At 39.2% G+C, this 15,680-nt stretch carries 13 protein-coding genes; 9 read left to right on the plus strand and 4 right to left on the minus strand.

Features of this window, described 5'->3' with window-relative positions:
* Positions 1-65: 65 nt before the first annotated feature.
* Positions 66-911, minus strand: coding sequence for a hypothetical protein (locus CA834_RS07080; RefSeq protein WP_094967988.1), 846 nt, complete (start codon positions 909-911; stop codon positions 66-68).
* Between the two features lie 178 nt (positions 912-1,089).
* Between CA834_RS07080 and rpsO the strand changes: the two genes are divergently transcribed.
* The 9 genes from rpsO (at position 1,090) to rpe (ending at position 11,095) form a co-directional block, all read left to right on the plus strand.
* Positions 1,090-1,359 (plus strand): 30S ribosomal protein S15, encoded by a 270-nt coding sequence (gene rpsO / locus CA834_RS07085; RefSeq protein WP_094967989.1) that lies wholly within the window; start codon positions 1,090-1,092, stop codon positions 1,357-1,359.
* Between the two features lie 222 nt (positions 1,360-1,581).
* Entirely contained in the window at positions 1,582-3,846 is a 2,265-nt protein-coding gene (locus CA834_RS07090) for a polyribonucleotide nucleotidyltransferase (RefSeq protein WP_094967990.1), read from the plus strand.
* Positions 3,847-4,015: 169 nt separating this feature from the next.
* Positions 4,016-5,452: a glycosyltransferase gene (locus CA834_RS07095; protein ID WP_094968164.1), complete on the plus strand. Its 1,437-nt coding sequence runs from the start codon at positions 4,016-4,018 to the stop codon at positions 5,450-5,452.
* A 435-nt stretch (positions 5,453-5,887) separates the two neighbouring features.
* Positions 5,888-6,694 carry a pyrroline-5-carboxylate reductase gene (gene proC / locus CA834_RS07100; RefSeq protein WP_094967991.1) on the plus strand — a complete coding sequence of 269 codons (807 nt, stop codon included), beginning with the start codon at positions 5,888-5,890 and terminating at the stop codon, positions 6,692-6,694.
* A 3-nt stretch (positions 6,695-6,697) separates the two neighbouring features.
* Complete coding sequence (gene proB / locus CA834_RS07105) at positions 6,698-7,477, plus strand: glutamate 5-kinase (protein ID WP_094967992.1); 780 nt, start codon at positions 6,698-6,700, stop codon at positions 7,475-7,477.
* Positions 7,478-7,501: 24 nt separating this feature from the next.
* Positions 7,502-8,704, plus strand: coding sequence for a glutamate-5-semialdehyde dehydrogenase (locus CA834_RS07110; protein ID WP_094967993.1), 1,203 nt, complete (start codon positions 7,502-7,504; stop codon positions 8,702-8,704).
* A 68-nt stretch (positions 8,705-8,772) separates the two neighbouring features.
* Positions 8,773-9,147: a hypothetical protein gene (locus tag CA834_RS07115; protein WP_094967994.1), complete on the plus strand. Its 375-nt coding sequence runs from the start codon at positions 8,773-8,775 to the stop codon at positions 9,145-9,147.
* A gap of 94 nt (positions 9,148-9,241) precedes the next feature.
* Entirely contained in the window at positions 9,242-10,105 is an 864-nt protein-coding gene (locus CA834_RS07120) for a sigma-70 family RNA polymerase sigma factor (RefSeq protein ID WP_094967995.1), read from the plus strand.
* Positions 10,106-10,429: 324 nt separating this feature from the next.
* On the plus strand, positions 10,430-11,095 hold the full coding sequence (rpe, locus tag CA834_RS07125; RefSeq protein ID WP_094967996.1) for a ribulose-phosphate 3-epimerase: 666 nt from the start codon (positions 10,430-10,432) through the stop codon (positions 11,093-11,095).
* 917 nt (positions 11,096-12,012) lie between these two features.
* On the opposite strand, the gene CA834_RS07130 is transcribed toward rpe, so the two are convergent.
* The 3 genes from CA834_RS07130 to CA834_RS07140 form a co-directional block, all read right to left on the minus strand.
* Positions 12,013-12,432: a CBS domain-containing protein gene (locus CA834_RS07130; protein ID WP_094967997.1), complete on the minus strand. Its 420-nt coding sequence runs from the start codon at positions 12,430-12,432 to the stop codon at positions 12,013-12,015.
* 102 nt (positions 12,433-12,534) lie between these two features.
* A complete protein-coding gene (locus CA834_RS07135) occupies positions 12,535-14,865 on the minus strand; it encodes a GumC family protein (RefSeq protein WP_094967998.1) in 2,331 nt (776 codons plus the stop codon).
* Positions 14,866-14,870: 5 nt separating this feature from the next.
* Entirely contained in the window at positions 14,871-15,632 is a 762-nt protein-coding gene (locus CA834_RS07140) for a polysaccharide biosynthesis/export family protein (RefSeq protein WP_094968165.1), read from the minus strand.
* Positions 15,633-15,680 lie beyond the last annotated feature (48 nt).

Below are 15,680 nucleotides of genomic sequence, written 5' to 3' on the forward strand. Positions count from 1 at the left end.
ACATAGTCTACTAAAAAAAGCGAGCTCAGAAAGCTCGCTTTTTTTATTAATGGATCTTGTATCGGTTAATTCAATATAACGTCGACCTGAGTACCGTTGTTAAAGGTGAACGTTGCTTGGTTATCACAATCGCCAGCACCGAAATCAAAAACACCACCAAAATTAGTGCGTTCCACATCAAAGGAACCACTGACCACATAGGTACAAATAACCTCCCTACGTAGCGGGGTTATGACCTCATAACTATGGGTATTGCCATTCACGAAATTTGCGGTCCAATTTCCGGTTATTTCAAAAACATTATCACTAAAAATACCGCTTCCAAATCCTTCAACCCACTCGCGTACTCGCGTACCTTCACGAGAAGCTTGCAAACCGTTTGGCCATATTACCGTGACATCCAAACTGTGCGTAAACTGCGGATTTCCATTTTCATTAGATAATTGCCTTAAGATTGAACGGTTACCCAGTACACTTTTAGCGTCAAAGAAAAAATCAACAAGGTTGTAGTTTATCGCTATTTCCTGTGCTTCGGGATCTCTTGTGTAGTCAAAAATTATTTGACCTCTCAAGACATGGCCATGCACCAAACAGCCTTCATTACCAAAATCTAGGGTAACCTGTCTGTAGTTTTGTTGCGCCACCACCGTTATGGTAACACATTCTGGAATGGCACTCACGTACATAGATCGTCCTAATTCTAAATTTTCCTGTTGGTTAAAACCATCGATGACCAAATCGCCTAAAACATTATCCATTTGATCTATTTCAGCTGAAAGCTGCACCTCTATAACATCATCGGTTTGATTTTGAATGGTTAGAGGTTCATCGGTATCACTACAGGATAGTGCAATGCTCCCGAAAAAGACCAAACCTAACATTCCCTTGGTCAAAACTTTAAATTGTCTCATAATCACTTTTTTTTATTGTTAATATACTGTTAAGACCGTTTAATTTCAGAAAGGTTTAATCTGCAACCAAAAAAATCTAATTTTGTCCAATGCTGTTGTATATTCCTTTAATTTAGTATATTTGCCGCTTGAAAGAACGTCTTTCAAATACATAACAATCATTTACAACAATATTAGCATGTATTTATCAAAAGAAAAGAAAGAAGACCTGTTCGCAAAATACGGTAAAGGAAAAAAAGATACCGGTTCTGCTGAGGCACAGATTGCGTTATTCACGCACAGAATCAACCATTTAACTGGACACTTAAAAAACAATCGTAAAGATTTCAATACTGAGCGTTCATTGGTGAAATTGGTAGGAAAGCGTCGTGCGCTTTTAGATTACTTAACAAAGAAAGATATTTTAAGATATCGTGCCATTGTTAAGGAATTAGGTTTAAGAAAATAATATCAAAGAGGCTTTTACGGCCTCTTTTTTGTTTTAGATATAACTCCTACGACCGAGTATAACTGTCGAAAAATAAGAAGCTCCATCCCGAATCAATTTCGGGACTAAAAGTTTTTCATTGGTCAAGACTTTAGGTCTCACAACAACTACAACAACACAACGACCATTGTTTAACAGGGTTCAAGTATGGAAATATTTCGCTTGAACTAGAACTAAAAATTTATGATTCCAAAAACATTTAGAGAGGTCATTGACCTTGGTGACGGTAGGGAAATTTCTATCGAAACCGGAAAATTAGCGAAGCAAGCTCATGGTAGCGTTGTGGTGCAATCAGGTAACTGTATGTTATTATGTACCGTGGTATCTAACTATCATGCTGCAGATGTAGACTTTTTACCATTAACCGTAGATTACAGGGAAAAATTTGCTGCAGCAGGTCGTTATCCAGGTGGATTCTTCAAAAGAGAAGCTCGACCCAGTGATGGTGAGGTCTTGACCATGCGTTTAGTAGATCGCGTATTGCGCCCGTTATTCCCGAAAGATTACCACGCAGAAACTCAGGTTATGATTCAGTTAATGTCTCATGATGATGATGTTATGCCAGATGCTATGGCCGGTTTAGCAGCTTCTGCAGCGATTCAATTATCGGATTTTCCATTTGAATGCCCAATCTCTGAAGCGAGAGTTGGTCGGGTAAATGGTGAATTTGTAATCAATCCTACAAGAGCTCAGTTATTAGAGTCTGATATTGATATGATGATTGGTGCCTCAGCGGATTCGGTTATGATGGTAGAAGGTGAAATGGATGAGATTTCCGAAGAAGAAATGGCTGAAGCCATTAAATTTGCACACGAAGCGATTAAAGTACAGTGTGCTGCCCAAGTAAAATTAGCCGAAGCTGTTGGTAGAAAAGAAACCCGTGAGTATGACCCAGAACGTGAAGACGAAGACTTAGAGAAGAAAATTCACGATATGGTTTACGATAAAACCTACGCCATTGCAAAAGCAGGTTCTGCAAAGCACGAACGTAGTCAAGCCTTAAGTGATATTAAAGCTGAGGTTTTTGAAGCCTTTCCTGAGGAAGAACACGAAGATTTAGGAAAATTGATTCATAAATATGTTGCCAAGGCTCAGAAAGAAGCCATTAGAAATCTAACCTTGGATGAAGGCTTACGATTAGATGGGCGTAAAACTGATGAAATCAGACCAATTTGGTGTGAAATTGATTATTTACCATCCACACATGGCTCGGCCATATTTACACGTGGTGAGACACAGGCATTAGCTACAGTGACTTTAGGGACATCTAGAGATGCCAACCAAATAGATATGCCATCTCACGAAGGTGAAGAGCGTTTCTACTTACACTATAACTTTCCACCGTTTTCAACTGGAGAAGCCAGGCCAATTCGTGGCACATCTCGTAGAGAAGTCGGTCATGGTAACCTGGCACAACGTGCCTTAAAAGGTATGATTCCAGAAGATTGTCCCTATACCGTAAGGGTCGTTTCTGAAGTATTGGAGTCTAACGGATCGTCTTCTATGGCAACCGTTTGTTCTGGTACTATGGCTTTAATGGATGCCGGTGTACAATTAAAGAAACCTGTTTCGGGAATTGCTATGGGATTAATTTCCGATGCTAATTCTGGAAAATACGCCGTGTTATCAGACATTTTAGGTGATGAAGATCACTTAGGTGATATGGATTTTAAAGTGACGGGTACTGCCGATGGTATTACCGCTTGCCAAATGGATATCAAAATAAAAGGGCTGTCTTATGAAGTATTGGTAAAAGCCTTAAAGCAAGCTCGTGAAGGTCGTTTGCATATCTTGGATAAACTGACGGAAACCATTGCAACACCAAATGCCGATGTTAAACCACATGCACCAAAAATGGTGACCAAGGTTATACCTGGAGAATTCATAGGTGCTGTTATTGGTTCTGGTGGAAAAGTAATTCAAGAGTTACAAAAAGAAACCAATACAACCATTGTTATCAATGAAGACCCAGTCACTGAGGAAGGTATCGTTGAAATATTAGGTACAGACCAAGCAGGTATTGACGCTGTAATCGCTAAGATAGAAGCTTTAATGTTTAAACCTGAAGTAGGCAGTGTCTATGAGGTAAAAGTCATTAAGCTTCTTGACTTCGGTGCTGTTGTTGAATATACAGAGGCTCCTGGAAATGAAATATTGCTTCATGTAAGCGAGCTTGCCTGGGAACGTACGGAGAACGTTACCGATGTGGTGAATATGGGTGATGTATTTGACGTGAAGTATTTTGGTTTTGATCCAAAGACACGCAAAGAAAAAGTATCGCGTAAAGCTATTCTACCAAAGCCTGAAGGATGGCAACCTAGACCACCAAGAGATAATAATCGTGGCGGTAATAACAGGGGACGTGATAACAATAGAGGACGTGATAATCGGGGACGCGACAGCAGACGCGATGATCGTAAACCTAGAGACGACAAGAAGGAAGATTAGTTCTTTTTTTAAGCTTATTTATAGAACCTGAGGCAATACAACCTCAGGTTTTTTTTGTGCTTCATTTTAAGTGATCATCACAATAAAAACATAAAGTTTCATTAAAAAACATCTGTTTGTCATTGCAATGCGTATCTCCATTTTAAGCTTAAACCAGATTGGCGCCATTATGAGATTAAACAGTAAAACAACAATATCAACAAAACCATTGAACAGCTCAAAGGAGCAGCATTCCAATAAAGGCATTAGATACATCTTATCGCATATGCACAGGCTGAGGGCACTTATGCGACATAAGGATTTTGCAACCCTTGTGGCGACGTTCACCATTCTGGCATTCGGGATATATATTTTTTCTGTATTCTCGACAGATTACAGTTTTTACCAAAAACATTATTTAAATTCCGGATGGTTAACTATTATTTCCATATTTGGAGTAAGTTTATTATCCGTTAAGCTCTTGTATTTTCTATACATGGGTTATAATTTCTTGAATTATAAATCAATAGCCTCGGTTGAAGACCAGCAATTGCCAAAATGTACCGTCATTGTTCCAGCGTATAACGAAGGCAAACAAGTGTATGATACATTGGTTAGTATAGTAAATAGCAATTATCCCAAGAACAAAATAGAAATCATAAGCATAGATGACGGCAGTACAGATGACACATGGCAATGGATAAAACGTGCTCAAGAAGATTTAGGTCTTGCTATCTCTATTCATCAGCAAGTTAAAAATATGGGGAAACGCCACGGCCTATATCACGGATTTAAAAATGGAAGTGGCGACGTTTTTGTAACAATTGACAGTGATTCGATAATTGAAGAAGATACCCTTCGAAATTTAGTGAGTCCGTTTGCCCATGACCCTAATTGTGGGGCAGTGGCAGGTAATATTAAAGTTTTAAATACAAAAAAGGGGGTTTTACCAAAAATGCTCGATGTAAGTTTTGTGTTGAGTTTTGAGTTTGCGCGTTCGGCAGAAAGTCATTTAAAGTCCGTCATGTGTACACCTGGCGCACTTGCCGCCTATAAAAGCATATCTGTATATGCCTGTCTTGAAGACTGGATGCATCAGACCTTTATGGGAGAACCTTCAGACATAGGTGAAGATAGAGCACTTACCAATATGATATTAAAGCAAGGTCAGCATGTTCTATTTCAGAAAAATGCGGTGGCCTATACCAATGTTCCCGAAACCTATCAAGGGCTTTATAAAATGTTTATTCGTTGGGGCCGCAGTAATGTTAGGGAGAATTTGGAAATGGCGAAATATGTCTTTTCAGACTTTAGACCCCATGGTAAAACAGGTCCACGTCTGCTCTTACTGAGTCAGCTCCTTCACATGGTATTTAGTTATCCTTTGGTTATTTTAATGCTGTTTTTTGTTTTGACACATCCCTTACTTTTCTTGAGCGGTTCTTTACTTAGCATTTTAGTGATCTCAAGCTTTTCCGTTCTATTTTACGCCCATCGCTATAAGGTGTCCGAAGGTATTTGGGCCTATACCTATAGTTTACTGTACACTTTTGGGTTGTTTTGGATAACACCATATGCCATAGCTACGGCAAGTCGTAGAGGTTGGGTGACACGAGGTCTGTCTTAAGGAATTAGACGGGACAATAGTCTTGAGACCTTTCGACAGAAAATTAGTGCATCATTTCCATATAATAATAAAGCCCATCACAACAGATGGGTTTTTTTTATGGATTACATGAACTTTTAATCCTATACACCTATTAAACCGTCACGAAAAGCTCATCTATGAGTCCCATGAAGTCTACATGTACGGAATTTTTGGAATAAACTTACAATTTGTCACCGACATATTGTCGCAAAGTGTCCTAATTTCAAAATGATGAATTTTCATTTCAGCAACTCTAAGGGTGAAATTGTTACAATACCCTAATAATTATGACAAAACCTTCACAAAATCAAAATTCTCAAAATCAATAGTTCTTTTTGGCACTGTCGTACGGTCCTTGATGTATTTAAGTGGATAAAACCACTAATCATTTTATAAAAGATTAAACAGAAAACCATGAAAGTATTAGTAATTGGTGCCGGTAATATGGGGTTCACTTATGCAGAAGGAATGGCAAGTTGTCCTTTATTGAGTAAACACAAACTCAGGATATATGACACAGATCCCAAGAAAATTGAAACCTTAAGTCAAGACGATAGATTTGAGGTGTATCACAATCTTGAAGATTGCCTACCTAAATCAGATGTTGTCTTTGTGGCCGTTAAACCATATCACAGCGAAGCTTTGTTTGAGCAAATGAAACCTATGCTCAATAAAGAGCAGGTTATTGTTTCCTTAATGGCTGGAGTCACCATTGACACCATTCAGCAAAAATTAAATGCAAAAAAGGTGATTAGGACCATGCCTAATTTACCAGCCCAGGTTGGCAAAGGTGTCACCTCCTATACCGAATCTGAAGACGTTTCTAAGGTAGAGCTCATCCTCGTGCGAAATCTATTGGATACCACAGGGACTTCCATTCATGTGGATACAGAGACTTTTATTGATGCCTCAACCGGAATTTCAGGTAGCGGTCCTGCCTACGTGTTCTACTTTATGCAGTCCATGTTAGAAGCCGCCCTAAAAATGGGGTTCTCAGACTACGACTCAAAGGTCTTGGTAAGCAACACCTTTGAAGGTGCTATAGAACTCTTCAATCAATCCAATATATCCCCGGAGCGCTGGATTAATAAGGTAGCCTCCAAAGGCGGCACCACGCAGGCTGCCATTGATTCCATGGAAGACAATAATATTAAGGAGCTCATTCAGGAGGCCGCATACGCTGCTTTTGACAGAGCTGTAGAATTAGGTAAAGACAAATAAATTATGGATAAGGACATTAAACGCATTGTTGTAAAAGTAGGAACCAATGTACTCGTCAATAAGGATAATAGAATCGTTGGACCTGTTTTACGTGAACTGGTACGACAAATTGCCGTACTATATGAAGAGGGTATCATGGTTATTTTGGTCTCTTCAGGTTCAGCCATAGCCGGTATGGAAATCCTTGGAAAAACCAAAATAACCGACAAGTCCATACGACGCCAAGTGTATTCTTCAGTAGGTCAGCCCAGAATGATGCGCCATTATTACAGTATTTTCCACGATTACGGTATGCGATGTGCGCAAATATTGGCAACCAAACGAGATTTTGATCCAGGAAAACACCGACAAAATATGATTAATTGCTACGAAGGCTTACTTTCTGAAGGCGTTATTCCAATTGCCAATGAGGACGATGCCGTCTCACTGACCATGTCCATGTTTTCCGATAATGATGAACTAGCGAGCTTAGTCGCGGAATTATTGGATGCGGACCGGCTGATTATTTTATCAGATACCGACGGATTATTTACAGGTCACCCTGATGACGAGGATTCTAGAATGTTGAACGTAGTGAGCATAGACCAAAATGTTGAAAAGTACGTCAGGGCCTCCAACAAAAAAGAAGGTGAAGGTCGCGGTGGTATGGCGTCCAAATTAAAAATTGCCAAAGGCACAGCAAATAAGGATATACCGACCTATATAGCCAATGGAAAACGAAGAAATGTCATCGTAGATATAATAAATGACAAAAAAGTAGGCACCAAGTTTATTAATGCCTAAACAAACCATTAAAACAAGAAAGACATGAAATTATTACATACAGATTTAAAAAATAGCGTTTTAAAATCCATGACCCAGATTTTAGAGCAAAACCGAGCCGATATCCTCAAAGCGAATAAAAAAGATTTAGAAGCGTTTAAAGGTGAGGACCAAGCTCTTTATGATCGTTTAATCGTCAATGATAAAAAAATAGATGATATGATTGAAGCGGTCACATCCGTAATGCATCAGGACGATCCCGTAGGTAGGGAAATTTCCAATCGAACGCTTAAGAACGATTTAAATGTTGTGAATACCACTGCGCCTTTTGGCACCATCCTAATCATCTATGAATCCAGACCAGATGTAACCATTGAAGCGGCTGTTCTAGCCTTTAAGGCCAATAACAAAATCCTTTTAAAAGGTGGTAAAGAGGCTATACATAGCAATAAAGCCTTAGAACGTTGTTGGCACCAAGCTCTAGAAATGAACGGCCTATCTAAGGATTGGATTAGACTGATGCATCTCAACCGGACAGAGACGCAGGCATTTTTAAAATCGCCCTCAGAACCCTTGGACCTTATCGTTCCGCGCGGTGGTGAACGCTTAATCAATTTTGTAAAAACCCATGCCAACTGTGCCGTTTTGGTCAGTGGGAGAGGCAATAATTTCTTATATGTTTCAGAACATGCTGATTGGAGTAAGGCCGTCAATGTTATTATCAACGCTAAAACAGATAAGATTTCCGGCTGTAATGCCTTAGACAAAGTCTTAATTAATAGGAACATTCCAGAATATGACACCAAACTCAACATGCTCAAGCAAAAACTAGAGCAGTATGAGGTAGAGTTATTAGTGGATGAAAAGGTTTCTAAAATATTATCACAGGAGCAAACTATTGCTGATGATGCTATTTGGTACGAAGAATTCTTAGCTTTAAAACTCCTTATTGGGGAGGTCAACGGCTTAGATGAAGCTATTGAGCTCATCAATGAATTTTCAGGGAAACACTCCGCTGCCATTATTACCGAAGATAGTGAAGAAGCCCAGTCATTTATGCAAAATGTGGACTGTGCAGCCGTGTATCACAATGCTTCCACACGATTTACCGACGGTGGTCAAATGGGTGTCGGTGCAGAACTGGCAATCAGTACGGATAAACTACATCATCGTGGTCCTTTAGGCCTTAATCAGTTGGTCACCAATAAGTATTATGTCTATGGCAGTGGTCAAGTTAGAGTGTCGTAGTGGCCTCCGTAGGTTCTAACCTCGGTTAATATTTGATTTTTAGCATTTTTTTTCGTATAATGTAGGTTATGATACAACAAGATAAAGACAAATACGCAGAAGAATTACAACAGTCCATTTCCTATCTCGAAAATTTGGGATACGCTAACATTAAAGCAGACCTTGAGGGGTTTGAAACTCCAAAGTCTTACTTAAAAAGGGATAGCGATATAGAAGTTATTCCGGATATCGTTGCTGAAAAAGAGGGGTGGAAGCACATTTTTGACTTAAGTCTAAAATCGGAGAAGCCACAATTATTGAAGTCTAAGTGGTTGTTCTTAAATACCTTAAGTCAATTAAAATCCTATAGGTTTAAATTAATAACCAAACGTGGTCATTATAAATTTACGAATGAAACCATTCAGGATATCAATTTAAATACCATCAAACTTTTGAAACTTTAAAAGTTTTTGATCTATTGTGTAACATTTCCTTAGAGTCTAACGTATAATAACAGCAACCTAAGTTAAAAAAATTGCACAAATCCAAATTTTTTAGATGAGACAGCTCAAAATTACCAAGCAGGTCACCAATAGGGAGACCGCATCGTTAGACAAGTACCTACAGGAAATTGGCAAGGTAGATTTAATTACTGCTGATGAGGAAGTGGAATTAGCACAACGCATCAAGGCCGGTGATCAAATTGCTTTGGAAAAATTGACAAAAGCGAATTTACGTTTTGTGGTTTCTGTGGCGAAGCAATACCAAAATCAAGGTTTAACCTTACCTGACTTGATTAACGAAGGCAACCTAGGTTTAATTAAAGCAGCACAACGTTTTGACGAAACACGTGGATTTAAATTTATTTCCTACGCGGTTTGGTGGATTAGACAATCCATCCTGCAGGCTTTGGCGGAGCAGTCGCGTATTGTGCGCTTACCGCTTAATAAGATTGGTTCCATTAACAAAATCAATAAGACCTTTGCTTTCTTAGAGCAAAGTCATGAGCGTCCACCATCTGCGGAAGAAATCGCTAAGGAATTGGATATGACTATTAATGACGTTAAGGAGTCCATGAAGAATTCGGGACGTCACGTCAGTATGGATGCGCCACTTGTTGAAGGTGAAGATTCAAACTTGTATGATGTCTTGAGAAGTGGTGAATCGCCTAATCCTGATAAAGATTTATTACATGAGTCTTTACGTACGGAGATTGAACGCGCCTTGGAGACCCTAACACCGCGTGAAGCCGATGTCATTCGACTGTATTTTGGATTGGGGAACCAACATCCCATGACTTTAGAAGAAATTGGTGAGACCTTTGATTTAACCCGTGAACGCGTAAGACAAATTAAGGAAAAGGCTATTCGAAGGTTAAAACATACCTCACGTAGTAAAATCTTAAAAACCTATTTAGGATAGTGCATACAAGCTCTTGCGACGACTTGGAGCAATAAAACATATTAAAATTAGGTTAGGATTTTGTATCTTTAACGACCAACCTAATAAAGGTAACAACAGTTACAACACATAACTGTTCGTTTTTTGATTGATGAAAGAAACCACGGCTGATTACCGTGGTTTCACTTTTTAATAAGGCTTTTTTTAATCGTATTTAAACTTATCGCGCATCAGGTGACACGTTATACTATATCTATATCCCTTCCCAAAAGGAGAAGTCCTTCCTAGCGGTCTAATCTTTAATTTTAATTACCTTTGCACCAAATAAAAACACCTCAGTACACCATGGCTACAAAATTAATTGCCCCTTCAATGCTAGCAGCCGATTTTGGCAACCTTCAACGCGATACGGAAATGGTAAATAACAGTGCGGCAGACTGGTTTCATATTGATGTTATGGACGGTCATTTTGTGCCGAATATCTCTTATGGGATGCCTGTTATTAAAGCCATAAAACAATATGCAACGAAGCCTTTGGATGTGCATTTAATGATAGAAAAGCCAGAGCGCTACATTGAGGAATTCGCTAAAGTAGGCGCTGATATTATTACCGTTCATTACGAGTCTACGGTTCATCTGCACCGTACCCTTCGGCAGATAAAAGATGCGGGTTGTGAGGCTGGGGTTGTCCTAAATATTACCACCCCCGTTTGTGTCCTCGAGGATATACTACCAGAATGTTACATGGTGTTGTTGATGTCTATTAATCCAGGATTTGGAGGCCAACAATTCGAGAACGTCACCTATCGACGCATAAAGAAGTTGCGCAAAATGATAGATGCACAGCAGCTTGATACACGCATTGAGATTGATGGCGGTGTTACTGATAAAAACATTGCACAACTTGTCGCTGCTGGAGCAGATACCTTTGTAGCGGGCAGCCATGTCTTTAAGAGCAATGATCCAACAGCCACTATTCAACAGCTCAAGAACTTAGCAAATAGTAATTAAGGATTGATTTTTAAGTTTCTTAATGTTATTGTAGCTTGTTGATAGTGTTGTTATGTTATCTAGTCATTGAGAATAGAGAGACTAGAGAAGAGAAAAGAGAACCATCAGCAACCATTCAATACATCTCGATACACTTGCTCATGCTTCGCAAGCACTCGATGTGACAAAATGAAGTACTGCTGTCAGTTCGAATGGAATGGCGCAAGCCATTTTGTATCGAGAACTGCTTAGGATAAACCTACTCGTATTACAACTCAATACTAGTTTTGTTCGCTCGCGCCGTACAAAAATCACTCGATGTGACAAAACTCAAAGCATGTAATAGTGGGCACGAGTTCCAAAAAAGAAGATTGCTGTCAGTTCGAGTGGAATGGCGCAAGCCATTTTGTATCGAGAACTGCTTAGGACAAACCTACTCGTATTACATCTCGATACAATTTTGCTCGTCTACTCGCAAAATTAGCCGATGTGACAAAACGTAAATCATGTACTAAATTGATTGAACTGTAAAAAAGAAGATTGATGTCAGTTCGAGTGATTCCCATACCTATCGGAATTGTATCTAGAACTCATAAAGATTAATCAAAATTTTCAAACCAAGTGTCAATTGTTATTAATACCCATTTCACCGAATAAAAAGAAAAGAGAAATGAGAAAAGAGAACATCTAGCAACCATTCAATACATCTCGATACACTTGCTCATGCTTCGCAAGCACTCGATGTGACAAAATGAAGTACCGCTGTCAGTTCGAGTGGAATGGCGAAAGCCATTTTGTATCGAGGACTGCTTAGGATAAACCTACTCGTATTACATCTCGATACAATTTTGCTCGCCTACTCGCAAAATCACTCGATGTGACAAAATCAAGTACTGTCGTCAGTACAATCGGAATATCAACAGCCATAAATCACCGACTTACAATTGCTTCAGCAAATAATTGATTAAATCCGTAGTAGTTACAATACCCACCAAAATACCTTTATCTACCACAGGTAGGGCATGGAATTCACGTTTGGCCAATAATTCCGCCACTTTCTTTATGGAAGTATTTGACGGCACGGACACTATATTCTTAGCCATAACCTGCTCAATCGTGAACATATTGTACACTAAGGTATCCACATCAGTTTCGTAGGAATCCACAGCATCAGCAAAACTAATACGCAGTAAGTCGGTATAGCTCAACATACCAATGATCACATCCTTATCCACAACAGGAATATGCCGTATCTTATGGCGCTTAAATAATAACTCGGCAGTCTCTAGGTCATCATCTCTGTGCAGGGCAATGATATCCTTAGACATTATACTTGAAACGGGTTCTATGGTTCTCATGATTTCTGGATTTTAGATTTCACTACTAAAAGTAGTCGATATCCTCCAGAGTAATTATGATAAATATCATATTGTAGTTTCGAAGTGGCGCTTTAAAGTAAATTAGCTTTTACTACCATAACCATAGTTATAGCCATAGTTATAGCCATAGCCGTATGATTTGCTAGCATCCACACCATTAATAAGATAGACCATATTCTTAAGTTTTCCGGCATCAGATAACCCCTTAGAAAACTCCAATAGTTTCTTTTCTGTGTAGTTTGCACGTGTGATATAAAGCGTCGCATCAGCGAGTGACGATATTAGCATAGTATCCGTTACTAAAATAGTTGGTGCTGTATCTACAATAATATAATCATAGTCCGTCTTCGCAGACTCTATAAGAGCCTTAAAACGGCCATTGGTCAATAAGTGGGCCGGATTAGGTGGCATACTTCCGGATAGAAGTATATCATGCTGTGGATGGGAACCAAAGCCTTGTATTAAAGCGGATCGCCAATCGAAATCAAAATCATGTAGATAGTTGGAGAGCCCCTCATGATGCTTATCCTTATTGATATAGCTGTGTATTTGGGGGTTTCTTAAATCCGCCCCAATTAAGAGCACCTTTTTATTTAAACTGGACAATGCCAATGACAGGTTTAAACTTACATAGGTCTTACCCTCCCCCTTAATAGTGGACGTACAATAAATTACCTTACCTTCCTTATGTGGTGTAACCGGCAATATATAATCCACATTTGAGCTCAATATTCTAAAGGCTTCTGCTTGAATAGAAGTATCATTGGGGTTGGTAAAAAGTAATTTGTCCTCCTTTTTCATCTTTGGTAACTCTCCTACAACAGGAATATTACTGGTATACTCCTCTATATCCCTGCGACTTTTGAGCTTCGTATCTAAAAGAAAAACCAAATAGATAAGTGCAAAAGGCAGACCTAAGCCCCCTGCTATCGCTAATACATACACCGAACGAGTATTAGGGGATACGGGAATCCCTGACGACAAAGCATCTTCTACCACCTTGATGGTAGGTTCGGTTATGGCGTAATTAATAGCAGCTTCCTCCCTTTTTTGTAATAAGAAGATATATAGGGTTTGTTTTATTTCCTGTTGACGCTTAATATCTAAAAGGACTTTTTCCTTTGCAGGTATACTATACACCTTAGCCGCATAGGTCTTGTTTTTTTGTTCCAACTGCGCCTTCGTTGCTTCCAATTGTTGTCTGTAGGTGGCTATAGAAGTGAAAATATTGGATTTTAAATCGGCCAATTGCGCATTTAGGACCTTGACTTGTGGATTATTTACACCGGCACTACTACCATACTTATCGCGCGCTAAAACCAAGGTATTGTAATCACTAACTAGTCCATTAACAGCACCACTGTTAAGTCCAATATTGGCCGGTAACAGATCTGTTGTGGCACTAGAATCTTTTAGCCCCTCTTCCAAAAGCTCGGATAACAACAATTGGTTCTCCACTTCGAACAAGCCCGCTTCGGCTTCTGTACGTTGGCTTAGCCCAAGTGCTGCATCAGTTTCTATAGTAACCAAATTATTCTGTTGCTTATAGTCTTTAATGCTAGTTTCTATAGAGTCCAATTCGTCCTCTAATATTATAAAGCGGTCTTTAATAAATTCCATGGTGCGAAAGGAGACATCCCTACGATCAGCTTTACCATCTTCATCAAATACATATATAAGTTCATTTAAAACACGCTCATTTCTAGTCCTACTTTGACTTTGAAAGCTCAGCTGTAATAAATCGCTACTTTTACCTAGCATCTTAATGTTCACGGCACCTTTTAGACCTCTAGTCACTGCCGAAACAGGGGCAAACTTAATCAAGTAGACCTTACCTATCAGAGCATTAAAATTATTTTTACCGCTGGGGTTCAATTCAAAAGGCAGGGCGTGCACAACCCCTAGAGTCGTATAGTTGGGAAATTCCAAGACTCGTTCCTGTCCAATTTTGTTAATTTCAAAACCGTCTGTTGTTACTTCAATGCGGTATCCCATACTACCAATAATACTATCGTTAGGAATAATCTTTACAAGGGTAAATGGAAGGCGGTCTATCTCTGTAGTCAGGACATTACCTTCTTCATAAATTCGCATGGTTAAATTCTGCTTCCTTACCACCTGCTCAATAATAGGGTAAGACTTAAGAATCTCTATTTCGTTTTCCAGATTGATATTGGAGCGATTGAAAACAAAGGCTGAAGAGGGAAGCTCGAGACCTTTGTTCTTGTTAAGGATTTTTATCTTTGCGACAGAACTGTAAACCTTAGGGGTGTATCTTAAGTATAATACGGCTGCCATAAGTGCCAAGACAAGTCCCAAAACAAACCAATACCAGTACCTTAAATACTTCTGTACTTCATGCTTAATCAACTCCCCCTGGTCTCTTCGTTTGTGGTACCTATCTATGGCCATAACTCTTATCTGGTTAATAACAAGGTTAAAGTTAGCGTTATGGTCACTACGGACAATAAAGTTCCAATATTCCCAATATATCCGGCTGTTTTTACCTTGGGATTATTTTGATTCACCACAATAACGTCATTAGGTCTTACAAAATAATAAGGGCCGTTCATCCAGTCAGAGGTGGTTAGATCTATATGTGTAATCTGTTTTACACCCTTTTCATCACGCATCACCACGACATCTTCGCGAACACCATTGATGGTTAAATCTCCCGCATAGCCCAAGGCCTGTAATAAGGTAATATTTTGCTCCGTAAAACTATAGGTCCCTGGGGCATTCACCTCACCCAAAACGGTCACCTTTGCATTAAGTAAGCGCACATTAACCGAAGGTGCTATGAGATGATTTTCGTCTTCCAAACGTTGCTTTAAATGACGCTCCAACTCTGGTGTAGTCAATTGTGCTACGGAAATTTCACCCAATACGGGAAAATTAATGGTATAATCTGGCGACACCAAATAGCCCTGCAACTGCAAAAATTGGACATTGCCACCACCTTGGTTATTATTAGTAGGTAAATTATAAGGTATTGCCGACTCTGGATTTAAGGCTCCCACATCAATGCGCAACACGTCGTTTGGTTGTAGAGTAGGATTGCTATAACTAATAGCCGCTTCCTTTTGCGTATCGATATCCTGAAGATAAAGTATTTCCTTTTTTGTGGCACAGGCACAAAAAAGCACTAGCATGAAAACAATTCCCAGTCGTTGTAACATAAATTTTTTTAAACTTGACACAAATATAAACGCAAATCTAAGATAGAC

Source organism: Winogradskyella aurantia (genome assembly GCF_002266855.1).
GTDB classification, from domain to species: Bacteria; Bacteroidota; Bacteroidia; order Flavobacteriales; family Flavobacteriaceae; genus Winogradskyella; species Winogradskyella aurantia.

What these genes read in the sequence shown, in the direction of transcription:
- CA834_RS07080 (WP_094967988.1), bottom strand. Translation starts at nt 911, where the DNA reads ATGAGACAATTTAAAGTTTTGACCAAGGGAATGTTAGGTTTGGTCTTT.
- rpsO (WP_094967989.1), top strand. Translation starts at nt 1,090, where the DNA reads ATGTATTTATCAAAAGAAAAGAAAGAAGACCTGTTCGCAAAATACGGT.
- CA834_RS07090 (WP_094967990.1), top strand. Translation starts at nt 1,582, where the DNA reads ATGATTCCAAAAACATTTAGAGAGGTCATTGACCTTGGTGACGGTAGG.
- CA834_RS07095 (WP_094968164.1), top strand. Translation starts at nt 4,016, where the DNA reads ATGAGATTAAACAGTAAAACAACAATATCAACAAAACCATTGAACAGC.
- proC (WP_094967991.1), top strand. Translation starts at nt 5,888, where the DNA reads ATGAAAGTATTAGTAATTGGTGCCGGTAATATGGGGTTCACTTATGCA.
- proB (WP_094967992.1), top strand. Translation starts at nt 6,698, where the DNA reads ATGGATAAGGACATTAAACGCATTGTTGTAAAAGTAGGAACCAATGTA.
- CA834_RS07110 (WP_094967993.1), top strand. Translation starts at nt 7,502, where the DNA reads ATGAAATTATTACATACAGATTTAAAAAATAGCGTTTTAAAATCCATG.
- CA834_RS07115 (WP_094967994.1), top strand. Translation starts at nt 8,773, where the DNA reads ATGATACAACAAGATAAAGACAAATACGCAGAAGAATTACAACAGTCC.
- CA834_RS07120 (WP_094967995.1), top strand. Translation starts at nt 9,242, where the DNA reads ATGAGACAGCTCAAAATTACCAAGCAGGTCACCAATAGGGAGACCGCA.
- rpe (WP_094967996.1), top strand. Translation starts at nt 10,430, where the DNA reads ATGGCTACAAAATTAATTGCCCCTTCAATGCTAGCAGCCGATTTTGGC.
- CA834_RS07130 (WP_094967997.1), bottom strand. Translation starts at nt 12,432, where the DNA reads ATGAGAACCATAGAACCCGTTTCAAGTATAATGTCTAAGGATATCATT.
- CA834_RS07135 (WP_094967998.1), bottom strand. Translation starts at nt 14,865, where the DNA reads ATGGCCATAGATAGGTACCACAAACGAAGAGACCAGGGGGAGTTGATT.
- CA834_RS07140 (WP_094968165.1), bottom strand. Translation starts at nt 15,632, where the DNA reads ATGTTACAACGACTGGGAATTGTTTTCATGCTAGTGCTTTTTTGTGCC.